We start from the raw sequence: 22,178 nt of genomic DNA, 5'->3' as shown, positions 1-22,178 counted from the left end.
CTACTTTAAGAAGCCCTCATAATGTCTCATTACCATCTGGGCTTCAATTAGTTTCATCGTTTCTAAAGCAACACCCACAACAATTAGCAGCGCCGTACCGCCAAAGTAAATATTAAGGGCAGTAACACCCGTAATGATATAAGGCAGTATTGCAATTGCCGCAAGGAAAAGTGCTCCGATCAAAGTTATCCTACTCATGATTCTGTCTAAATATTCGGCAGTAGGTTTACCTGGCCTTATACCCGGTATAAATCCGCCGTACTTTTTCATGTTTTCCGCAATATCCAATGGATTAAAAGTAACTGCCGTGTAAAAATAAGTAAAGAACACTATAAGCACAGCGTAAAGGGTTGCGTAGAACCACCCACCTGGCCTTATAGCATTAGCTATGGATACTGCTATTTTGCTATTAGGGAAAAAGCCTGCAATGGTGCTCGGTGTAAGGAGGATAGACATAGCAAATATTACTGGTATAACCCCTGCAGCATTTAATTTCATTGGAATATGTGTTGATTGACCTCCGTAAACCCTCCTGCCAACTACCCTTTTAGCATACTGCACAGGTACTCTTCTTTCCGCTTGTTGCACTGCAACTACTCCGACGATAACCGCTACAGCAAAAATCGTAAATAGTATTACCATAAAGATGTTTGCTGTTCCTATCCTTACATACTGAAAAACTTGATATATCCCGCTGGGCAATCTCGAAACAATACCTGCAAAAATCAAAAGAGAAATACCATTTCCAATCCCTTTATCCGTTATCTGTTCTCCAACCCACATTAAAAATGCTGTTCCAGCTGTAAGACTGATCACAACAATAAGGCTTCCAAAAAATCCTTTATACAAAAGGGCACTCCTGAACCCAATTGCAAGTCCTGTTGCTTGGATTAAACCCAGAATAACCGTTCCATAGCGAGTATATTTTGCAAGTTCTTTTCTACCCGCTTCTCCTTCTTTTGCAAGTTCCTCCCACTTAGGAATTACAATTGTCAATAGCTGAACTATAATGGATGCATTGATATAAGGAGTAATACTCATTGCAAATACTGAAAACTGTTTGAACGCCCCACCAGCGATTATATCAAAAAATCCAAGCAAGGCACCCTTTTCAATTAGCTGTTTTACAGCTTCCGGGTTCATGCCCGGCACGGGAACAAAAGCTCCAATTCTAAAGATAATCAGCATTAAAAGAGTAAATTGAAGTCTTTTTCGAAGATCCGGGATTTTCCAAGCATTCCTGAGGGCATCCAGCATCATATCACCTCGGCTTTACCGCCGGCAGCCTCTATCTTACTGAGAGCTGATTTTGAAAAAGCATGGGCTACCACTTCTAATTTTTTGGTTAATTCGCCATCTCCCAAAACCTTCACTCCGTCCTTTACCTTCTTTATAATACCTTTTTCTAATAATAATTCGGGAGTAACCCTTGTGTTATCCTCAAAAACATTCAAGTCTTCTACATTAACCACAGCAAATTCCTTTTTGAATATATTAGTAAATCCTCTTTTGGGTATTCTTCTATAAAGGGGCATCTGTCCGCCTTCAAACCCTGGCCTGACTCCTCCTCCTGATCTTGCTTTTTGCCCTTTATGGCCTCTGGTCGCGGTTTTGCCATGTCCAGAGCCTATACCCCTACCTACCCTTTTAGGTCTTTTTCTTGAGCCCTCTGCAGGTCTTAGATCATGTAGCCTCATCAAAACACCTCCTTACAATTAAAAACCTTACCCTAAGATCTCCTTTAAGGATTTTCCCCTCAACCGCGCAACATCCTCAGGGCGTTTAAGCTGTCTTAAGGCATCCATTGCCGAATCAACCATATTTTTTGCATTGTTTGAACCAAGGGATTTGCTTACAACATTTCTTATTCCAGCCAACTCTAAAACAGCTCTCACAGGACCGCCAGCGATTACGCCGGTACCCTCTACTGCAGGTTTTATTAAAACCTTGCCAGCCCCGGATTCTCCAATAACCTCGTGAGGGATTGTTCCATTAATAACAGGAACTTCTATCATATTCTTTTTTGCATTTTCAATGCCTTTTCTTATAGCATCTGGAATTTCAAGAGCTTTTCCCGTGCCAACCCCTACTTTTCCGTTTTTATTGCCTACAACCACAAGTGCGGCAAATCTGAAGTTTTTCCCACCTTTTGTTACCTTTGAAACCCTATTTATAGAAACCACTTTTTCCACAAATTCTTCTACTTCCCGACCCTTTTGCATTCTCTAACCTCCTCCTTTTTTAAAATTCAAGGCCCGCTTCCCTTGCCGCATCTGCCAAAGCCTTTACCTTCCCATGGTAGAGATATCCGCCTCTGTCAAAAGCCACCTTAGTAATACCCTTTTCAAGGGCTCTCTTTGCTATTAATTCACCAACCATCCGTGCAGCTTCTATATTGCATCCCGTAACTTTATCCCTTAATTCGGGGTCAAGGGTTGAAGCTGCCACAAGGGTATGACCAATTTCATCGTTTATGATTTGGGCATAAATATGCTTTAAGCTCCTAAAAACGCTAAGTCTCGGCCTTTCAGCAGTACCAAAAAGCTTTTTTCTAATTCTGCGATGGCGTTTTTTCCGTGCCTCATTTCTAGATTCTTTAACTATCATAATCAACAACCCTCCTTTTTGCCTTATTTAGCACCGGCCTTACCTACTTTTCTCCTTACTACTTCGTCTTCGTATCTTATACCCTTTCCTTTATAAGGTTCGGGTTCTTTTACCTTTCTGATGTTTGCTGCAACGATCCCTACAAGCTCCTTGTCTATCCCCTTCACAATGATTTTGTTCTGCGCAGGAACCTCAAATTCAATTCCTGCAGGAGCTTCAATTTCTACCGGATGAGAATAACCAACTGTCAATACCAACTTATTGCCCTGTTTTGCCGCTCTGTAGCCTACACCTTCCAGAACTAAGCTTTTTTGATAACCATTGACAACCCCGTTCACCATATTTGCTATAAGACTTCTGGTCAAACCGTGCAGAGCCTTATGCTCTTTTTCATCAGATGGCCTCTCAACAATTACCTTGCCATCCTCCATTTTGATAGTCATACTTTTGTGAAATTCTTTTGTTATTGTGCCTTTGGGGCCTTTTATAGTAACCTTATTTCCTTCAATTTTAACTTCAACGTTCTTTGGTATTTCTACCGGCTTTTTTCCTACTCTGGACATGTTTTAGCACCTCCCTTGCTTTTAGATTACCATACGTAGCAAATTACTTCGCCACCTACTCCCTCTTGCCTTGCTTTTTTATCAGTCATTATTCCTTTTGAAGTAGAAAGTATAGCAATTCCCAAGCCGTTTAATACCTTTGGAATCTGATCCTTTCTCACATAAATCCTGAGCCCTGGTTTTGAAATCCTCTTTATTCCTGTAATAACTTTTTCCTTATTGGGCCCATATTTAAGGTATATTTTAATGATGCCCTGCTTGCCATCTTCGATAACTTCAAAATCCTGTATATAACCTTCATCTTTTAGGGTTTGAGCAATAGCCTTCTTCATTTTTGAACAGGGAATCTCCACCGTAAGATGTCCGGCATCATTTGCATTTCTGATTCGAGTAAGCATATCTGCAATAGGATCTGTAATTGCCATTGAAATACCTCCTTTCGTCGCAATTACCAACTTGCCTTTTTCACTCCCGGGATTTCTCCCCTATGCGCAAGCTGTCTGAAGCACAACCTGCATACCCCAAATTTTCTTAAATAAGCCCTTGGCCTACCGCAAATCCTGCACCTGTGATAGTATCTTGTGGAAAACTTCTGAGGCCTCTTTTGTTTTGCTATGAGGGATTTCTTTGCCATTTATACCCTCCTCCTTTCTTATCGAGCAAATGGCATGCCGAGGTTTTTCAAAAGTTCCCTTGCTTCTTCATCAGTCTTTGCAGTTGTGACTATAGTTATATCCATTCCCCTAATTTTATCAATCTTATCGTAGTCTATTTCAGGGAAAATCAACTGCTCTTTTATTCCTAAGGTATAATTCCCCCTGCCGTCAAAGGAATCAGGAGAAACACCTTTGAAGTCACGCACCCTTGGCAATGCTATGTTAAACAGTTTGTCAAGGAAATCGTACATCCTTACTCCCCGAAGGGTAACCTTTGCTCCAATAGGCATTCCTTTACGTATTTTAAAAGATGCAATAGATTTCTTAGCTTTAGTTACAACAGGCTTTTGCCCTGTGATTGCAGCTATATCATTGCAAGCAGATTCTATCGCTTTAGGATTTTCCTTAGCGTCACTTATACCCATATTAATTACGACTTTTTCCAGTCTTGGAACCTGCATAACGGATTTATAATTGAATTTTTTCATCAGTGCTGGTACTACTTCGTTTTCATATTTTTCTTTAAGTCTGGGCATTAAATTCCCTCCTTTCAGCTATGGTTATTTATCAATTACTTCTCCACACTTTTTACATACCCTTACTTTTGTACCGTCTTCTAAAAAAGTATGCCCAACTCGAGTGGCTTTTCCGCATTTTCCACAGACAATCATCAATTTTGAAGTATATATTGGAAGTTCTTGATGTATAATTCCACCCTGAGGGAACTTGGGTGAAGGTTTTTTATGTTTTGTTGCCATATTTACGCCTTCTACAATCGCTCTACTTTCCTTGGGAAATACCCTTAAAACCTTTCCCTTCTTCCCTTTATCTTTGCCCGATATAACAACTACCGTATCCCCTTTTTTGATATGGACTTTGCCCACATTTTACACCTCCCATTATAGAACTTCGGGCGCAAGGGAAATAATCCTAGTAAAATTTTTATCCCTTAACTCCCTGGCTACCGGGCCAAAAATTCTTGTTCCTTTTGGGTTTAGATCATCGTTTATAATTACTGCTGCATTGTCGTCAAACCTTATATAAGAACCGTCCGGCCTTCTTTTCGGGGCTCTTGTCCTTACTATAACTGCCTTTACGACATCGCCCTTTTTAACCATACCATCTGGGGCAGCGTCTTTTACCGATGCAACAATAATATCGCCAACACCCGCAAATTTTCTATTAGATCCTCCCAATACTCGAATGCACATTATTTCTTTTGCTCCGGTATTATCAGCTACATTAAGTCGGGTTTGTACCTGTACCATGCCCTAACCCTCCTTCCTAAAAGATTACTGGGCTCTCTTTATTATTTCGACCAATCTCCAGCGCTTTGTCTTGCTAAGAGGCCTTGTTTCCATTATTTTAACTATATCTCCTACGCGGCATTCGTTATTTTCATCATGGGCCTTGAACTTCTTTGTCCTCTTTATGGTCTTTCCGTATAGAGGGTGCCTAATTAATTTCTCAGTTGCTACAACGATGGTTTTATCCATTTTGTCGCTAACTACTACGCCTATCCTGACCTTCCTTTTGTTTTTGCGCTCCATCGTATCCCTCCTTTAATCAAGCTTTTTGTGCCTTTGCTTGTCTTTCCCTTTCGGTCAAAATCGTCTTTATTCTGGCGATAGTCTTTTTTACCTCTCTAATCCTCATAGGATTATCCAGCTGACCTACCGCTTTCTGAAATCTCAGATTAAAAAGCTCCCCTTTTAACTCCTTCAACTTTTGCATCAATTCCTGATCGGTCATCTCTCTTATTTGTTTAGCCTTCATTTACATCACCGCCCAATCCTTCGCGCTTTACTATTTTAGTCTTTATCGGCAGCTTATGTGCGGCTAAGGTCAAAGCCTCCTTAGCTGCCTCTTCAGATACGCCTGCGAGCTCAAAAAGAATTCTACCTGGCTTTACAACAGCTACCCAAAATTCAGGTGAACCTTTACCGCTACCCATACGGGTTTCAGCAGGTTTCTTGGTGACAGGTTTATCCGGAAATATTTTAATCCAAACCTTTCCGCCCCTCTTTACATACCTCGTAATAGCTACCCTTGCCGCCTCGATTTGTGCACTGGTTACCCATGCAGGTTCTAAAGCCTGCAGACCGTATTCTCCATATGTTATCTCTGTACCCCTTGTAGCCCTGCCCTTTATCCTTCCTCTTTGTTGCTTTCTATACTTCACCCGCTTCGGCATTAACATTTTCTACCGCCCCTCCTTCTGCTGTCTTTTCGCCCTTTGTTTTGGGGAGGACGTCGCCTTTGTATATCCAAACCTTAACACCAATTCTGCCATAAGTGGTATGGGCTTCTGCAAAACCGTAGCTTATGTCAGCGCGGAGCTTCTGCAGAGGAATCGTCCCTTCCCTATACCATTCGGACCTTGCTATTTCTGCACCTGCTAATCTACCGCTAACCATTGTTTTTACACCTTTTGCTCCAGCTTTAAAAGCCCTTGCAATTGCCTGTTTCATGGCTCTGCGATAAGAAATTCTTCTTTCTATCTGGGCTGCTATATTTTCTGCTGCAAGCTGGGCATCAAGATCAGGGTTTTTAATTTCAACAACATTTATAGAAACCTGCTTTTTTGTCATAGATTCTAATTCAACCCTTAATTCCTCTACACCGGTTCCGCCTTTTCCTATTACCATTCCCGGCTTTGCTGTATGGATTATTACTTTAACCCTATTTGCTGCTCTTTCAATCTCGATCTTTGAAATCCCTGCTTGGTAAAACTTCGTTTTTATATATTTTCTTATATTATAGTCTTCAATGACAAGGTCTGAAAAATTTTTCTCTGCGTACCAGCGCGAATCCCAATCCCTAATTATTCCGAGTCTCAATCCATGAGGGTGTACTTTTTGACCCAAAATTATCCCTCCTTCTCTTTCAATATTACGGTAATGTGGCTTGTTCTTTTTCTTACCATTGCCGCCCTACCCATTGCTCGTGCATGAAATCTTTTCATCATTGGTCCCTGATCAGCATAGCATCTATAAATATACAGCGCATCTGGATTCATGTTGTGATTATTTTCTGCATTAGCTACAGCTGAACGTATCAATTTTTCAACTATCTTGGAAGCCCTCTTTGGCGTAAATTTTAATATTGAGAGGGCCTCCTGAACGCTTTTCCCTCTTATTAGGTTCAGGACAATCCTTACCTTTCGAGGGGCTATTCGGACATATCGTGCTTGCGCCCTGGCCTCCACTTTTTTTACCTCCTTTTCAACCTAATTACTTAAGGGCTGTAGACTTTTCTGTATGAGCTCCATGACCTCTGAAAGTGCGTGTAGGTGCAAATTCTCCCAATTTATGGCCTACCATGTCTTCAGTTATATAGACCGGCACATGTTTCCTTCCATCATGGACCGCTATAGTATGTCCTACCATTTCGGGTATTATCGTGGAATCTCTTGACCAGGTCTTTATTACCTTCTTTTCTCTTTTTTCGTTTAAAGCCCTTATTTTCTTTAACAATTTTGGATCAACAAAAGGTCCCTTTTTAACAGAGCGCCCCATCACCTGCGCCTCCTTTCACCTTATTTGCGACGTTTAATAATAAATTTATCTGATGCCTTGTGCTTCTTACGGGTCTTATAACCAAGCGTCGGTTTACCCCATGGAGTTACCGGATGCTTACGGCCAATTGGTGCTTTACCTTCACCGCCACCATGCGGATGGTCTACAGGGTTCATAGCAGAACCACGCACATGCGGTCTTATACCAAGCCATCTTGATCGTCCGGCCTTACCAATGGATATATTTTCATGTTCTAAATTTCCTACCTGCCCTACCGTAGCCCTGCATTCTTCTGGAATTAACCTCATTTCTCCAGAAGGCAACCTCAATATTGCATAACCATTTTCTTTTGCCATAACCTGAGCAGCAGCACCAGCAGCTCTTGCAAGCTGTCCTCCCCTGCCTGGATACAGTTCAACATTATGGACTAATGTACCTACCGGAATATTGGCAAGGGGTAGTGCATTGCCTGGTTTTATATCTGCATTAGGACCGGATTCTACAGTATCTCCTACTTTTAAGCCAACCGGTGCAAGGATATACCTTTTTTCTCCATCTGCGTAGTGTAAAAGCGCAATCCTTGCCGAACGATTGGGATCATACTCTATAGCAGCTACCTTAGCAGGTATACCATCTTTATTTCTTTTGAAATCAATAATTCTATACTTCCTTTTATGGCCGCCACCACGGTGTCTTGCAGTAATCCTACCCTGCATATTGCGACCGGCCTTTGACTTTAGAATCTCTACCAAAGATTTTTCTGGTTCTGTTTTTGTTATCTCTTCAAAGGTGGATACTGTCATGAATCTTATACCCGGCGAAGTGGGTTTAAACTTTTTTATGCCCACCTTTTTTCCCTCCTTCTTTTCAGTGTGGCAGGATTATATTACAAGCTCTCGAAGAATTCTATAGGCTTGCTGTCCTTTTTCAAAGTAACTATTGCCTTTTTCCAGTCCGGCCTTTTTCCCTGATGTACGCCAACTCTTTTCTTTTTACCGCGCACATTTATGGTGTTTACCTTTTCCACCTTAACTCCGAAAATGGCTTCTACAGCATTTTTTATTTCTGTCTTGTTTGCATCCGGATGAACAACAAAAGTGTATTTCCCAAGTTCCTTTAACGCCATGGATTTTTCTGTAATCCATGGGCGAAGAATTATGTCATGGGGATCTTTCATTATGCGTACACCTCCTCGACCTTTTTTACTGCATCCAATGTCATGATAAGTGTTTCGTGATTAAGTATGTCATAAACATTAATTGTATCTACAGTAATTGTCTTGACACCCGGTATGTTCCTTGCTGATCTTTGTACATTAATATTTGGAGTTTCCATTACGATCAAGGATTTCTTATCAGCTTTTAAATTTTCAAGTATTTTAACCATTGCTTTAGTTTTAGGCTGTTCAATATCCAATTTATCAACAACAATTATTTCATTATCTCTTACTTTCGCACTAAGTGCTGATTTTAAAGCAACCCTCTTAAGCTTCTTAGGAAGCTTATATTTATAAGAACGCGGTTTTGGGCCAAAAACAATACCACCTTTTATCCAAAGAGGCGACCTTATACTACCGTGCCTTGCCCTACCGGTGCCTTTTTGCCTCCAAGGCTTCCTTCCACCGCCTCTAACTTCGCCTCTTGTTTTGGTTGAAGCCGTTCCCAACCTTTGATTTGCCAAGTAGTTCAATACTACTTGATGCATTACCTCAGGTTTTACTTCCTGCCCAAAAACGCTGTCTGCAAGTTCAACTTCACCTATTTGTTCTCCCTGTATGTTATATAATGCAACCTTTGGCATTGGGCTCCTCCTTTCCGTCTTTCGTCTACTTACCGCCCTTTACTGTAGATTTAATGTATAAGAGAGATTTTTTAATCCCAGGTACAGAACCTTTTACAAGCATAATGTTTCTTTCAGGGTCAACCTTAACAATTTCAAGGTTTTGTACGGTAACCCTTTCATGCCCCAAATGTCCCGGCATTCTCTTTCCCTTAAAGACCCTTTCAGGGTCTGTTGCACCACCTGAACCAGGTCTTCTGTGGTACATTGAACCGTGGGACATAGGCCCTCTATTGAAGTTCCACCTTTTTACACCACCGGCAAATCCTTTACCAATGGATATACCGGTAATATCTACTCTTTCTCCAGGTTTAAAAATATCAACCTTTATTTCATCCCCGATATTGTATTTATCCATTTCGTCAATCTTAATTTCTCTTAAATACTTTTTCGGCTTCAGCTGATATTTTTTAAATTGACCCAGTAGAGGCTTTGAAAGTTTGCTCTCTTTAACATCCAAAAATCCCACCTTTAGCGCTTCGTAACCGTCGTTCTCAATAGTCTTTTTCTGAACGACTACACAGGGCCCAGCTTCGATTACAGTCACTGGTATTGCCTCACCTGTTTCGGTAAAATACTGGGTCATGCCTAACTTTCTGCCGAGTATTGCTTTTCTCATTCTCTTCCACCTCCCATCTTTCCACTTACAATTTTATTTCGATGTCAACTCCTGCAGGTAAATCCAATTTCATTAATGCATCCACCGTCTTATTTGTTGGCTCGTGAATGTCTATAAGCCTTTTGTGCGTTTTCATCTCAAATTGTTCGCGGGAATCCTTGTATTTATGAGGAGCTCTTAAAATTGTAATCAAGCTTCTCTCTGTCGGCAGTGGAATGGGGCCTGATACCTTGGCCCCTGTGCGTTTTGCCGTTTCTACTATTTTCTGTGCTGATTGATCAAGAATCCCGCTATCGTAGGATTTTAAGCGTATGCGTATTTTTTGTCGGGCCACTTTGCTCCCTCCTTGCATCAAAATGAGTTTCTCGCTCTTATTCTATAATTTCGGTTACAACACCAGCGCCTACTGTCCTGCCACCTTCACGAATAGCAAATCTTAATCCCTCTTCTATCGCTATCGGTGATATCAACTCTATCTCCATTACCAGGTTGTCCCCTGGCATTACCATCTCTACCCCTTCGGGCAGCTTGATTACACCCGTTACGTCCGTCGTCCTGAAGTAGAACTGTGGCCTATACCCTGTAAAGAACGGTGTGTGCCTTCCTCCTTCTTCCTTCTTCAATACGTATACCTGCCCCTTAAACTTCGTATGCGGATGGATTGACCCCGGCTTCGCTATTACCATGCCCCTCTCTACTTCATCCCTGTTTATTCCCCTTAACAGTGCTCCTATGTTGTCTCCTGCTACCGCCTGGTCCAATATCTTCCTGAACATCTCTACTCCCGTTACTACCGTCTTCTTCTTCTCCGGCCTCAACCCTACTATCTCTACTTCGTCTCCTACCTTCAATGTCCCTCTCTCTACCCTTCCTGTTACTACTGTGCCACGTCCTGTTATCGTAAAGACGTCTTCTATCGGCATCAGGAACGGTTTGTCCGCATCCCTCTGCGGCGTCGGTATATACTCATCTACTGCATCCATTAGCTTCCATATGGCTCCGCACCACTGGCATTCCCTCTTGCCACATCCGCATTCCAATGCCTTCAACGCTGACCCAGGTATTACAGGTATCTCGTCCCCAGGGAATTCATAAGACGATAAGAGTTCCCTTACCTCCATCTCTACTAACTCTAATAATTCAGGATCGTCTACCATGTCTACCTTGTTCAAAAATACTACTATATAAGGTACCCCTACCTGCCTCGCAAGCAAAATGTGCTCCCTCGTCTGAGGCATCGGTCCATCTGCAGCTGATACTACAAGTATGGCTCCATCCATCTGGGCTGCCCCGGTTATCATGTTCTTTACATAGTCAGCATGTCCCGGACAGTCCACATGTGCATAGTGCCTCTTCTCTGTCTCGTACTCTACGTGCGCCGTCGCTATGGTTATTCCCCTTTCCCTCTCTTCCGGCGCCTTGTCAATCTGATCGTAAGCTACAAACTGTGATAACCCAGCATTCGACAATACCTTTGTTATAGCCGCTGTTAGTGTCGTCTTGCCATGGTCTACGTGCCCTATCGTGCCTACGTTTACGTGCGGCTTCTTCCTCTCAAATTTCTGCTTTGCCATTTCTTTGCCCTCCTTAAAATTTTTATATTTTTCATATTAAATTATTTTTTATTGATAATAGCTTCTGCTATATTTTTAGGAACCTCAGCGTAATGCGAGAACTGCATTGTGTAAGTCCCCCGCCCCTGTGTCTTGGAGCGTAGATCTGTAGCATACCCGAACATCTCAGCAAGCGGTACATATCCTCTTATTACCTGTGCACCGCTCCTCGGTTCCATTCCTTCTATGTGCCCACGTCTTGAATTGATGTCTCCGATTACATCTCCCATAAACTCTTCGGGTACTACCACTTCGACCTTCATTATGGGTTCTAAAAGCACTGGATCAGCCTTCTTCATGGCCTCCTTAAAAGCAAGCGACGCAGCTATCTTAAAGGCCATTTCTGAAGAGTCTACCTCATGGTAGGAACCATCAAACAGAGTAACCCTAACATCTACTACCGGATACCCTGCTAATACGCCATTTTCAAGGGCTTCGCGAACACCAGCATCTACTGCAGGAATGTATTCTTTGGGTATTACACCGCCTACTATCTTGTTCACAAATTCATAGCCTTTACCCGGTTCAAGGGGTTCTATCTCAAGCCATACATGACCGTACTGACCGCGCCCACCGGTCTGCCTTATATATTTTCCTTCTGCCTTCACTGCCTTTCTTATTGTTTCCTTGTATGCTACTTGTGGTTTTCCAACATTTGCCTCTACCTTAAATTCCCTGAACATCCTGTCTACTATGATCTCTAAATGGAGTTCTCCCATACCAGCTATAATAGTTTGCCCGGTTTCAGGATCAGTATAGGTTCTAAAGGTAGGATCTTCTTCTGCCAACCTTTGAAGAGCAATCCCCATCTTTTCCTGGTCGGCTTTTGTCTTTGGCTCAATCGCTACGTGTATAACAGGTTCAGGGAACTGCATGGACTCTAATATTATTGGTTTATCCTCAGCACATAGTGTATCGCCTGTTGTTGTATCCTTTAAACCTACTGCTGCAACAATTTCTCCTGTCATTGCCTCTTCCATTTCCTGTCGGTGATTTGCGTGCATCCTTAAAATTCTACCGATTCTTTCCTTTTTATTCTTCGTAGAGTTATATACATAAGACCCTGCTTTTAACACACCTGAGTATATTCTAAAATAAGTGAGCTTTCCTACATAGGGGTCGCTCATTATTTTAAACGCCAAAGCGGAAAAAGGCTCATCATCGCTGGCACGCCTTTCAATTTCTTCTCCTGTCTCTGGGTTTATACCTTTTACAGCAGGTATATCAAGGGGTGACGGCAGGTAATCCACTATTGCGTCCAGTAATAGTTGCACACCCTTGTTCCTGTAAGAAGAACCACAAATTACAGGAACAGCTTTAACCGCAATGCAAGCCCTCCTTAAAGCGCTTTTAATTTCCTCAGGCGTTAGCTCTTCCCCTTCTAAATATTTTGTCATTATCTCTTCGTCAACATCTGCCAATGCTTCTATCATCTTTTCCCTGTATTCTTCAGCTTTATCCTTGACTTCATCAGGAATTGGTGTCTCTTGTATCTCAGTACCCAAGTCATTTGTATAGATATAAGCTTTCTCGTTAACCAGATCCACGATACCGCGGAAGGTATCTTCTGCCCCTATGGGGATCTGTATAGGTACCGGATTAGCCCCAAGCCTCTCCCTAATTTGTTTGACGACATTGTAAAAATCTGCTCCAATGATATCCATTTTGTTTACATAGGCTATCCTTGGAACTCCGTATTTATCTGCCTGGCGCCATACCGTCTCGGACTGGGGCTCTACTCCTCCTTTTGCACAAAACACAGCTACCGCTCCGTCAAGGACGCGTAGAGAACGCTCTACCTCCACGGTAAAATCAACGTGCCCGGGCGTATCTATAATATTAATTTGATGATCTTTCCAATAACACGTAGTGGATGCAGCAGTAATTGTAATGCCCCTCTCTTGCTCCTGTTCCATCCAGTCCATTACAGCGGTGCCTTCGTGAACTTCTCCTAATTTATGAACTTTTCCGGTATAAAACAGTATTCTTTCCGTTGTAGTAGTTTTACCGGCATCTATATGTGCCATTATACCTATATTTCTTAATCTATTCAGTGGTACCTGTCTAGGCATTCTTTCCACCCCTTTCTCCCGTAAAATAGCCTGGGTACCAAAAAATTACCATCTGTAATGAGCAAATGCTCTGTTGGCTTCTGCCATTCTGTGGGTTTCTTCCTTCTTCTTAACAGCTCCACCTGTTCCATTGGCTGCATCCATTATTTCTGCAGCAAGTTTTTCCTTAATTGTCCTTTTGTCAGTCCTTTGACGAGCATAATCTACCAGCCAGCGTATCCCGAGAGAAAGACTTCTATTTTCAGGTACTTCCATTGGGACCTGGTAGGTAGCACCACCCACCCTGCGTGGCCTTACTTCAAGCACAGGCATAACATTTTTTAATGCTTCCTGAAAAACTTCTAAGGGATCTTTGCCTGTCTTTTGTCTTATGATCTCAAAAGCCTCATAGCAAGCCCTTTGGGCAATGCTCTTTTTGCCATCATACATCAGTTTGTTAATAAGTTTTGTGACTATCTTACTCTTATATATGGGATCTTCAGGAACTTCGCGCCTTCTTACGTGGCCTTTCCTTGGCATCCTCTTCCCTCCTTATTATGACTTTGGTCTCTTAGCGCCGTACAAAGATCTGCCCTGTCTTCTGTTAGCCACACCAGCAGCATCAAGAGCACCACGAATGATGTGATACCTTACACCCGGCAAATCTTTAACCCTACCGCCTCTTACTAGTACGACAGAGTGTTCCTGCAGGTTATGACCAATACCAGGAATGTAAGCGGTAACTTCAATACCATTTGTGAGTCTAACCCTTGCAATTTTTCTCAAAGCAGAGTTCGGCTTTTTCGGAGTTGTAGTTTTAACAACGGTACATACGCCGCGTTTTTGCGGATTACCTTTAAGTGCTGGTGATTTAGACTTTTTTGTAACCTTTTCTCTGCCTTTTCTTACCAGCTGGTTCATTGTCGGCATATTCTTACACCTCCTTCCAAGGAATTAAAAAAAGGAATGCCCCGTGAGGGGCATTCGCACCGTTTATCAAGTTAATTCAAAATTGCAGCTGATGCTGCCCCTACATCAATGCCGCAAGCCTCTCCCAATTCCTTCATTGTTGGGACGAAAACCATTTCTATCCCTTTTGTGCGACACAATTCTTTCAGGCCTGAAACAACGTGTTCTTCAGCATCTTGTGCTATAAAAACCACAGCTGCTTGATTTTTTTCAACCGCCTTTAGAGTCTGCTTTGTACCGACAGTTTTCTTGGGGGCACTCTTTAATTTGTCCAACATGTTTCATGCCCTCCTTATTACCTTAGCTCTTCGAAGCCTGAACACGCACTAATATATTTTAGCATTCGATATAGTCTCTGTCAATACAAAGTAAGACTCAAGCTTTATTATTCTCTGTGGTAGAAGCGTTTTCTTCTTGGCCTTCACAAATAATTTTTATGTTTCTGTACCTCTTCATACCAGTTCCTGCTGGGATAAGTTTGCCAATTATAACATTTTCTTTAAGGCCAATCAGCGGATCTACCTTTCCTTTTATAGATGCCTCTGTAAGAACCCTTGTTGTTTCTTGGAAGGAAGCAGCTGATAGGAAGGAATCGGTCGCAAGGGATGCTTTTGTTATACCAAGGAGCACCCTTCTTGCTTCTGCAGGCTTTTTGCCTTCCTGTTTTGCCTTTTCGTTGATTTCTTCCAGTTCAAAAATATCAATGAGTTCTCCTGGTAATAGATCCGTATCTCCCGGATCTTCTATTTTAACCTTTCTAAGCATCTGCCTGATTATAATCTCAATATGCTTGTCGTTGATATCTACACCCTGCATTCTATATACCTTCAAAACTTCCTGCAGTAAATAGGCCTGAACTCCTCTTACACCTTTGATTCTCAGTATGTCGTGGGGGTTTATAGGACCTTCACAAAGCTCATCGCCTGGTTCAACCCTGCTGCCGTTTTCCACAGTAAGCCTTGCACCGTAAGGAATCTGGTATACCCTGGTTTCTCCGGTATCGCTGGTGATTTCCACTTCCCTCTTCTTTTTGTTTTCTATTATGCGCACCGTCCCGCCGATTTCGGTAATAACCGCTTGGCCTTTGGGCCTCCTGGCTTCGAACAATTCTTCAACCCTCGGCAAACCTTGTGTTATGTCATGGCCTGCAATACCACCGGTGTGGAAGGTTCTCATGGTGAGCTGGGTTCCAGGTTCGCCGATGGATTGAGCAGCTATAATACCTACTGCTTCTCCCACTTCAACCGGTTTACCCGTTGCAAGGTTTTTGCCATAGCATTTGGCGCAGACACCGTGTCTTGTCCTGCAGGTAAGCACTGACCTTATCTTAACTTCGGTGATACCTGCTTTTATTATTTTTTCAGCGATTTCATCGGTTATCATCTCATTTTCTCTGACAAGTATTTCTCCCGTTTTAGGATCGATGATATCCTCTCTTGCATACCTTCCGTCTATTCTCTCTTTCAAAGATTCTATTACATCCTTGCCGTCCATTATTGCCCTAACGGTTATTCCTTCGGTTGTGCCGCAGTCAACTTCCCTCACTATAACGTCCTGACTTACATCGACCAACCTTCTTGTGAGATACCCAGAGTCCGCAGTCCTGAGAGCCGTATCTGCAAGTCCCTTTCGAGCGCCGTGGGTCGAAATGAAGTATTCCAGCACAGTAAGACCTTCCCGGAAGTTAGCCTTAATGGGTAGGTCTATGATTCGACCTGCGGTATCTGCCATAAGGCCCCTCATTCCTGCAAGCTGTCTTATCTGCTGTTTGTTGCCTCGAGCACCGGAATTTGCCATCATGTAAATGGGATTTAATCTATCAAGGCTGTTCATTAAACTTTCGGTTACTTTGTTAGTAGCATTTTCCCATATCTCAATTACTTTTTCATACCTTTCATCCTCTGATATAAGACCCCTTCTATACATTAATTCAACCTGGTCGACCTTTTCATCGGCTTCTGCGAGTATCTTCCATTTATCCTTCGGTATTTCTATATCCGTAATGCCAATGGTTATACCTGCTTTTGTAGCGTAATGGAAGCTAACAGTCTTTATTTTATCTAACATTTCTGCCGTCAAAGTCGTCCCGTGCTTTTTGTAACAGCGGTCAACGATTTCCCCTAACTTGCTCTTATCCACTAAGGTGTTTAATTCCAACTCAAAAAGGTTTTCTTCTTTTGTGCGATCCACAAAACCCAGGTCCTGCGGGATACATTCATTAAAGATAATCCTGCCAACAGTTGTAGTAATTATACCCGAGCGCTTTTTGCCATCTATTTCTTTTGTAATCCTAACCTTTATGGGTGCATGAAGCCCTACTTCTCCCGCATCATAAGCAAGCATTGCTTCTTCCACTGAAGAGAATATTCTGCCCTCTCCCTTTTCGCCTTTTACTTCTATCGTTAGATAGTAAGAGCCGAGTACCATATCCTGGGTTGGTGTAACTACAGGTTTACCGTCTGCAGGTTTTAAAATATTATTGGTAGAAAGCATTAAAAGCCTTGCTTCAGCCTGAGCCTCCGCTGAAAGGGGAACATGAACAGCCATCTGGTCTCCATCAAAGTCTGCATTGTAAGCGGTACACACCAATGGATGAATTTGAATTGCCCTTCCTTCAACCAACACCGGCTCGAAAGCTTGAATACCGAGCCTATGCAGCGTTGGAGCCCTGTTCAAAAGCACAGGGTGTTCTTTTATCACTTCTTCTAAAACATCCCAAACCTCGGGTTTGACCCTTTCAACCATCCTCTTGGCGCTTTTAATGTTGTGAGCATAATTTTTTTCAACAAGCTTTTTCATAACAAAGGGTTTAAAAAGCTCTAACGCCATTTCCTTCGGAAGACCGCACTGGTACAATTTCAATTCCGGACCAACCACGATAACGGAACGACCGGAATAGTCAACGCGCTTACCCAAGAGGTTTTGCCTGAACCTTCCCTGTTTTCCTTTAAGCATATCGCTTAAAGATTTTAAAGGTCTATTACCCGGCCCTGTAACCGGCTTACCTCTCCTGCCGTTGTCTATTAAGGCATCAACAGCTTCCTGAAGCATCCTTTTCTCGTTTCTTACTATAATGTCGGGAGCGCCTAAATCCAACAGCCTCTTTAACCTGTTGTTTCTGTTTATAACCCTCCTGTAAAGGTCGTTTAAATCGGATGTGGCAAAACGTCCACCGTCGAGCTGTACCATTGGGCGCAGGTCAGGGGGTATAACCGGAATCACCTCTAAGATCATCCATTCCGGCCTGTTGCCCGATTTTCTAAAAGCTTCTACTACTTCAAGCCTTCTTAATATTCTTACCTTCTTTTGGCCGTTTGCCTCTTTCAATTCCGCCCTGAGCTCTTTTGATAGTTGCTCCAAATCGATTTCCTTGAGGAGCTCTTTTATTGCTTCTGCACCCATCCCAGCTTTAAAGGCATTTCCGTATTTTTCTCTATACTCTCTGTACTCCTTTTCTGTAAGGAGCTGTTTTTTGGTAAGAGGAGTATTACCGGGATCTATAACTATATACGAGGCAAAATATATAACCTTTTCTAAAGCCCTCGGAGACATATCGAGCATTAGCCCTATTCTGCTGGGAATTCCTTTCAAAAACCATATGTGGGATACAGGTGCTGCAAGTTCAATATGTCCCATTCTTTCCCTGCGTACCTTGGATTTTGTGACTTCGACACCGCACCTATCACAAACTACTCCTTTATACCTAACCCTCTTGTACTTTCCGCAGTGGCATTCCCAATCCTTTACAGGCCCAAAAATCCTCTCGCAAAAAAGTCCTCCTTTTTCCGGTTTTAAAGTCCTGTAATTTATAGTTTCGGGTTTTTTAACCTCGCCCTTTGACCATTCCCTAATCTTTTCCGGTGAAGCAAGACCTATCTCAATCTTGTCGAAAAAATTAAGCTCCAGCAAAGGGTTTCTCTCCCTTCTTAAATTAGTTAAGTTATAGGGAGAGGATTAGAAATCCTCTTCCCCTTCATTGTAAAAATCTTCATTGAAGCCTTCATCTGGAAAATCTAAATCCTGCTCTTCTATAAACGATTCGTCGAAAAGTTCTTCTTCATCCGGTTCCTCTTCTACTTCCTCGTAATTGCTTTCAATAAGTTCTTCCTGCGGGACAACATTCCCTTGGTCTTCCAGCCCTTCCATGTTAATATCAAGGGCTTCTTCTCCTTCATCTTCATCTATATCTTTAAGAACAATTTCTTTTTCGTCTTCAGAAAGGATCTTTACATCAAGACACAGAGACTGCAATTCTTTTATTAAAACCTTAAAGGATTCAGGTATTCCCGGTTCAGGAACGTTTTCTCCCTTGACAATAGCCTCGTAGGTCTTTACACGTCCCACAACATCATCGGACTTTACAGTTAAAAGCTCCTGCAAAGTATAACTTGCTCCATATGCTTCAAGGGCCCAAACTTCCATTTCTCCGAATCTCTGCCCTCCGAACTGGGCCTTTCCGCCAAGGGGCTGCTGAGTAACAAGAGAGTAGGGACCCGTTGACCTCGCATGAATTTTGTCGTCGACAAGGTGAGCAAGCTTCAACATGTACATGTAACCTACTGTGACCTTTCTATCAAAGAATTCTCCTGTTCTTCCATCTCTAAGCTCGATTTTCCCGTCCTCCGGCAATCCAGCCTTTTTCAAGAGTTCAAAGATTTCTTCTTCGCTGGCACCATCAAAAACGGGAGTGGCCACATGCCAGCCCAAAGCCTTTGCTGCCCAACCTAAATGTGTTTCCAGCACCTGGCCTATGTTCATTCGAGAAGGTACACCAAGGGGGTTGAGAACGATATCAATAGGAGTCCCATCAGGGAGGAAGGGCATGTCTTCCACAGGCATAATCCTTGAAATTACACCCTTGTTCCCATGCCGTCCCGCCATCTTATCTCCTTCGGATATTTTTCTCTTTTGTGCAATATACACCCTGACAAGCTGATTTACTCCAGGCGGCAGTTCATCGCCGTTCTCACGGCTGAAAACCTTAACATCCACTACGATGCCGTATTCACCGTGAGGCACGCGAAGAGAAGTGTCCCTCACTTCCCTTGCCTTTTCTCCAAAAATGGCGCGCAACAGCCTTTCTTCAGCAGTAAGCTCCGTCTCACCCTTTGGAGTTACCTTGCCCACAAGTATGTCTCCTGCCCTGACCTCTGCACCTATTCTAATTATGCCTCTTTCATCTAAATCTTTTAAAGCTTCTTCCCCAACGTTTGGAATATCCCTTGTTATCTCTTCAGGGCCAAGTTTAGTATCCCGAGCTTCTGCTTCGTACTGCTCTATGTGAATAGAAGTAAACACATCGTCTTTGACCAATCTCTCAGAAATCAATATAGCATCCTCATAGTTGTAACCTTCCCACGGCATAAAGGCAACAAGCACGTTCTTGCCCAGGGCAAGCTCCCCTTGGTCAGTGGATGGGCCGTCAGCAATAGGCTGTCCCGCATTTACCCAATCGCCCTTTTTGACAATAGGTCTTTGGTTTATGCAGGTGCCTTGGTTTGAGCGAATGAACTTGTGAACCTTGTAGACATCAAGGCCTTTATCGCTGTCCCTGCGTATCACTATTTCCCGCGCTGTAACCCTCTCCACTACACCGGAATTTTTGGCAATAATCATAACACCCGAATCTACAGCAGCCTTCCACTCTATCCCGGTGCCCACAAGAGGAGCTTCGGTAGTAATAAGGGGTACAGCCTGTCTTTGCATGTTAGAACCCATTAGGGCTCTGTTTGCATCGTCGTGTTCAAGGAATGGGATTAAAGCTGTAGCAACACTTACAAGCTGTTTTGGCGATACGTCCATATAGTCCACTTCTTCTGCAGGAACCACAACTATGTCGTCCCTAAATCTTGCAGTAACCCTTTTTTGCTTAAATCTGCCTTCCTCATCAAGGGGCACGTTGGCCTGTGCTATTATAAATTCTTCTTCTTCATCCGCAGTAAGGTACTCGATTTCGTTGGTTACTACTCCCCTTTCCTTGTCCACCTTTCTGTAGGGAGTTTCAATAAATCCGTATTCATTTACCCTCGCATAAGTAGAAAGAGAGCTGATAAGCCCGATATTGGGACCTTCAGGGGTTTCTATAGGACACATGCGTCCGTAATGGGAATGGTGGACATCTCGAACCTCAAAACCGGCTCTTTCCCTGCTCAAGCCTCCCGGCCCAAGAGCGCTGAGCCTTCTTTTATGGGTGAGTTCAGCAAGGGGATTAGTCTGATCCATGAATTGAGAAAGCTGGCTGCTGCCGAAAAACTCTTTTATAGCAGCAACAAGAGGTCTAATGTTTATAAGGCCCTGCGGCGTGATAGCGTCCACATCCTGTATGGTCATTCTTTCCTTAATAACCCTTTCCATCCTTGCAAGGCCTATGCGGAACTGATTCTGCAACAGCTCTCCTACAGATCTAACCCTTCTATTCCCCAAATGGTCTATATCGTCAATATCCCCTATCCCGTAAGATAAATTTAAAAGGTAATTAATAGATGCTGCTATGTCTAAAGGAGTAATATACCTTTCTTTCCGAAATACATCTTCCCCATCCTCTTCACTGTAGCCGTTTGCGATTACCTTTACAACCTTTTCTTCTTCTATTAACAATTTCACTTCATTTATTTTAAGCTTTTCTAAAAGTTCTGCAGTCTTTCTTGAAATCTTTTCTCCCTTTTTTACAACAATTTCTCCCGTTTTTGGATTTATTATATCCTCTGCTGCTATTTTCCCTACTATTCTACCCCTTAGCCTTAGCTTTTTATTAAACTTATACCTGCCTACGTTCGCAAGGTCGTATCGCTTGGGGTCAAAAAACAGGGATTCTAATAATGCTCTGGCATTCTCAATAGTGGGCGGTTCTCCCGGCCTCAACCTTTTATATATTTCAAGCAGAGCTTCATCCTGGTTTTCCGTATTGTCTTTTTCTAAGGTCCTGAGGATTTTTTCGTCCTCTCCTAAGAGCTCTAAAATCTGCGCATTGCTCCCAAATCCAATAGCCCTCAATAATACGGTAACAGGTATTTTTCTCGTCCTGTCAACCCTGACGTAAATAACCTCATTAGAGTCGGTCTCCATTTCGAGCCATGCTCCCCTATTGGGGATGAGAGTAGCTGAATGAAGGGCTCTACCGTTCTTATCGATCTGCCTGTCAAAATATACTCCCGGTGAACGCACAAGCTGGCTTACTATTACCCTTTCAGCACCGTTGATTATAAAGGTGCCGTTTTCCGTCATCAAAGGGAAATCTCCCATAAATACGTCCTGTTCCTTAACCTCGCCCGTTTCCTTGTTTACCAGGCGCACCTTGACCTTCATAGGCACAGCATATGTAACATCTCTTTCCTTGCATTCGTCGACGGAGTATTTTGGATTATTTTCTAAATAATAATCGACAAACTCTAAAACGAGATTTCCAGTAAAATCTTCGATAGGGGAAAATTCCAAAAGAACTTCACGAAGTCCCTCTTTTAAAAACCATTCATAGGACCTTTTTTGAATTTCTATAAGGTAGGGAAGTTCCTTAACTTCTTCGATTTTTGAAAAACTCCAACGGGTGCGTCCTCCCACTTTTACCGGACGTACCATTTATTTTTTCACCCCTTTATAAAAGTAAAAATAGCCAAAAGCAAGGTTTGCTTTTTTCCCCCGAACCTGCTTTTGGTTTTTCCCGAACAAAGTAAACCCTTTTTAAGTTTTTCCTTAATCTTACAAATTTATACCATTGAACCTGAAATTGCCTATAATCATGCAGTC

The 22,178-nt window shown here is 42.6% G+C and carries 28 protein-coding genes; all 28 read right to left on the bottom strand.

The genetic code is table 11. The features are described 5' to 3' along the window. Entirely contained in the window at positions 1 to 1,257 is a 1,257-nt protein-coding gene (gene secY / locus ACPLVF_RS03465) for a preprotein translocase subunit SecY (protein WP_424906449.1), read from the bottom strand. Next, a complete protein-coding gene (rplO, locus tag ACPLVF_RS03460) occupies positions 1,257 to 1,697 on the bottom strand; it encodes a 50S ribosomal protein L15 (RefSeq protein WP_424906426.1) in 441 nt (146 codons plus the stop codon). The genes secY and rplO overlap by 1 nt, the downstream gene beginning before the upstream one ends. Before the next feature lie 27 nt (positions 1,698 to 1,724). Further along, positions 1,725 to 2,222 carry a 30S ribosomal protein S5 gene (rpsE, locus tag ACPLVF_RS03455; RefSeq protein WP_424906425.1) on the bottom strand — a complete coding sequence of 166 codons (498 nt, stop codon included), beginning with the start codon at positions 2,220 to 2,222 and terminating at the stop codon, positions 1,725 to 1,727. 19 nt (positions 2,223 to 2,241) lie between these two features. After that, positions 2,242 to 2,607, bottom strand: coding sequence for a 50S ribosomal protein L18 (rplR, locus tag ACPLVF_RS03450; RefSeq protein ID WP_424906424.1), 366 nt, complete (start codon positions 2,605 to 2,607; stop codon positions 2,242 to 2,244). A gap of 23 nt (positions 2,608 to 2,630) precedes the next feature. Then, positions 2,631 to 3,170: a 50S ribosomal protein L6 gene (gene rplF / locus ACPLVF_RS03445; RefSeq protein WP_424906423.1), complete on the bottom strand. Its 540-nt coding sequence runs from the start codon at positions 3,168 to 3,170 to the stop codon at positions 2,631 to 2,633. A gap of 26 nt (positions 3,171 to 3,196) precedes the next feature. After that, positions 3,197 to 3,595: a 30S ribosomal protein S8 gene (gene rpsH, locus ACPLVF_RS03440; RefSeq protein ID WP_424906422.1), complete on the bottom strand. Its 399-nt coding sequence runs from the start codon at positions 3,593 to 3,595 to the stop codon at positions 3,197 to 3,199. Between the two features lie 23 nt (positions 3,596 to 3,618). Next, a complete protein-coding gene (locus tag ACPLVF_RS03435; protein ID WP_424906421.1) occupies positions 3,619 to 3,804 on the bottom strand; it encodes a type Z 30S ribosomal protein S14 in 186 nt (61 codons plus the stop codon). 18 nt (positions 3,805 to 3,822) lie between these two features. Then, positions 3,823 to 4,362, bottom strand: a complete 540-nt coding sequence (gene rplE / locus ACPLVF_RS03430) for a 50S ribosomal protein L5 (RefSeq protein WP_424906420.1) — start codon at positions 4,360 to 4,362, stop codon at positions 3,823 to 3,825. 24 nt (positions 4,363 to 4,386) lie between these two features. Then, positions 4,387 to 4,710, bottom strand: a complete 324-nt coding sequence (gene rplX / locus ACPLVF_RS03425) for a 50S ribosomal protein L24 (protein ID WP_424906419.1) — start codon at positions 4,708 to 4,710, stop codon at positions 4,387 to 4,389. 15 nt (positions 4,711 to 4,725) lie between these two features. After that, positions 4,726 to 5,094 (bottom strand): 50S ribosomal protein L14, encoded by a 369-nt coding sequence (gene rplN / locus ACPLVF_RS03420; RefSeq protein ID WP_424906418.1) that lies wholly within the window; start codon positions 5,092 to 5,094, stop codon positions 4,726 to 4,728. 24 nt (positions 5,095 to 5,118) lie between these two features. Then, complete coding sequence (gene rpsQ / locus ACPLVF_RS03415; protein WP_424906417.1) at positions 5,119 to 5,376, bottom strand: 30S ribosomal protein S17; 258 nt, start codon at positions 5,374 to 5,376, stop codon at positions 5,119 to 5,121. 16 nt (positions 5,377 to 5,392) lie between these two features. Further along, a complete protein-coding gene (gene rpmC / locus ACPLVF_RS03410) occupies positions 5,393 to 5,602 on the bottom strand; it encodes a 50S ribosomal protein L29 (protein WP_424906416.1) in 210 nt (69 codons plus the stop codon). Next, positions 5,592 to 6,026 carry a 50S ribosomal protein L16 gene (gene rplP / locus ACPLVF_RS03405; RefSeq protein ID WP_424906415.1) on the bottom strand — a complete coding sequence of 145 codons (435 nt, stop codon included), beginning with the start codon at positions 6,024 to 6,026 and terminating at the stop codon, positions 5,592 to 5,594. The genes rpmC and rplP overlap by 11 nt, the downstream gene beginning before the upstream one ends. Beyond that, positions 5,998 to 6,693 (bottom strand): 30S ribosomal protein S3, encoded by a 696-nt coding sequence (gene rpsC, locus ACPLVF_RS03400; protein WP_424906414.1) that lies wholly within the window; start codon positions 6,691 to 6,693, stop codon positions 5,998 to 6,000. Before rpsC ends, rplP begins: the two co-directional genes overlap by 29 nt. 2 nt (positions 6,694 to 6,695) lie before the next feature. Continuing rightward, on the bottom strand, positions 6,696 to 7,034 hold the full coding sequence (gene rplV / locus ACPLVF_RS03395) for a 50S ribosomal protein L22 (RefSeq protein ID WP_424906413.1): 339 nt from the start codon (positions 7,032 to 7,034) through the stop codon (positions 6,696 to 6,698). Positions 7,035 to 7,059: 25 nt separating this feature from the next. After that, on the bottom strand, positions 7,060 to 7,344 hold the full coding sequence (rpsS, locus tag ACPLVF_RS03390; protein ID WP_424906412.1) for a 30S ribosomal protein S19: 285 nt from the start codon (positions 7,342 to 7,344) through the stop codon (positions 7,060 to 7,062). A 20-nt stretch (positions 7,345 to 7,364) separates the two neighbouring features. Continuing rightward, positions 7,365 to 8,192, bottom strand: a complete 828-nt coding sequence (rplB, locus tag ACPLVF_RS03385; RefSeq protein WP_424906411.1) for a 50S ribosomal protein L2 — start codon at positions 8,190 to 8,192, stop codon at positions 7,365 to 7,367. Between the two features lie 38 nt (positions 8,193 to 8,230). Beyond that, positions 8,231 to 8,521 (bottom strand): 50S ribosomal protein L23, encoded by a 291-nt coding sequence (rplW, locus tag ACPLVF_RS03380; protein WP_424906410.1) that lies wholly within the window; start codon positions 8,519 to 8,521, stop codon positions 8,231 to 8,233. Next, positions 8,521 to 9,144, bottom strand: coding sequence for a 50S ribosomal protein L4 (gene rplD, locus ACPLVF_RS03375; protein ID WP_424906409.1), 624 nt, complete (start codon positions 9,142 to 9,144; stop codon positions 8,521 to 8,523). The genes rplW and rplD overlap by 1 nt, the downstream gene beginning before the upstream one ends. A 25-nt stretch (positions 9,145 to 9,169) precedes the next feature. After that, the gene (gene rplC / locus ACPLVF_RS03370; RefSeq protein ID WP_424906408.1) at positions 9,170 to 9,802 is read right to left on the bottom strand and encodes a 50S ribosomal protein L3; all 633 of its coding nucleotides are present in this window, start codon (positions 9,800 to 9,802) and stop codon (positions 9,170 to 9,172) included. Positions 9,803 to 9,827: 25 nt separating this feature from the next. Beyond that, positions 9,828 to 10,154, bottom strand: a complete 327-nt coding sequence (rpsJ, locus tag ACPLVF_RS03365) for a 30S ribosomal protein S10 (RefSeq protein ID WP_424906448.1) — start codon at positions 10,152 to 10,154, stop codon at positions 9,828 to 9,830. 19 nt (positions 10,155 to 10,173) lie between these two features. Then, positions 10,174 to 11,376, bottom strand: a complete 1,203-nt coding sequence (tuf, locus tag ACPLVF_RS03360) for an elongation factor Tu (RefSeq protein WP_424906407.1) — start codon at positions 11,374 to 11,376, stop codon at positions 10,174 to 10,176. 41 nt (positions 11,377 to 11,417) lie between these two features. Further along, positions 11,418 to 13,487: an elongation factor G gene (gene fusA, locus ACPLVF_RS03355; protein WP_424906406.1), complete on the bottom strand. Its 2,070-nt coding sequence runs from the start codon at positions 13,485 to 13,487 to the stop codon at positions 11,418 to 11,420. A 45-nt stretch (positions 13,488 to 13,532) separates the two neighbouring features. Next, positions 13,533 to 14,006 carry a 30S ribosomal protein S7 gene (gene rpsG / locus ACPLVF_RS03350; RefSeq protein ID WP_424906405.1) on the bottom strand — a complete coding sequence of 158 codons (474 nt, stop codon included), beginning with the start codon at positions 14,004 to 14,006 and terminating at the stop codon, positions 13,533 to 13,535. Positions 14,007 to 14,021: 15 nt separating this feature from the next. Continuing rightward, positions 14,022 to 14,396, bottom strand: coding sequence for a 30S ribosomal protein S12 (rpsL, locus tag ACPLVF_RS03345; RefSeq protein WP_068748404.1), 375 nt, complete (start codon positions 14,394 to 14,396; stop codon positions 14,022 to 14,024). Positions 14,397 to 14,467: 71 nt separating this feature from the next. After that, positions 14,468 to 14,713, bottom strand: a complete 246-nt coding sequence (locus ACPLVF_RS03340) for a L7Ae/L30e/S12e/Gadd45 family ribosomal protein (RefSeq protein WP_424906404.1) — start codon at positions 14,711 to 14,713, stop codon at positions 14,468 to 14,470. Positions 14,714 to 14,810: 97 nt separating this feature from the next. Next, complete coding sequence (gene rpoC, locus ACPLVF_RS03335; RefSeq protein WP_424906403.1) at positions 14,811 to 18,344, bottom strand: DNA-directed RNA polymerase subunit beta'; 3,534 nt, start codon at positions 18,342 to 18,344, stop codon at positions 14,811 to 14,813. Between the two features lie 45 nt (positions 18,345 to 18,389). Continuing rightward, complete coding sequence (gene rpoB / locus ACPLVF_RS03330; RefSeq protein WP_424906402.1) at positions 18,390 to 22,010, bottom strand: DNA-directed RNA polymerase subunit beta; 3,621 nt, start codon at positions 22,008 to 22,010, stop codon at positions 18,390 to 18,392. Between the last annotated feature and the right edge of the window lie 168 nt (positions 22,011 to 22,178).

Source organism: Thermovenabulum sp. (assembly GCF_049701175.1).
In the GTDB taxonomy this organism is placed as follows: Bacteria; Bacillota; Thermosediminibacteria; order Thermosediminibacterales; family Thermosediminibacteraceae; genus Thermovenabulum.
The sequence above is the reverse complement of the archived record's forward strand: the minus strand, read 5'-3'. Positions and strand labels throughout refer to the sequence as shown.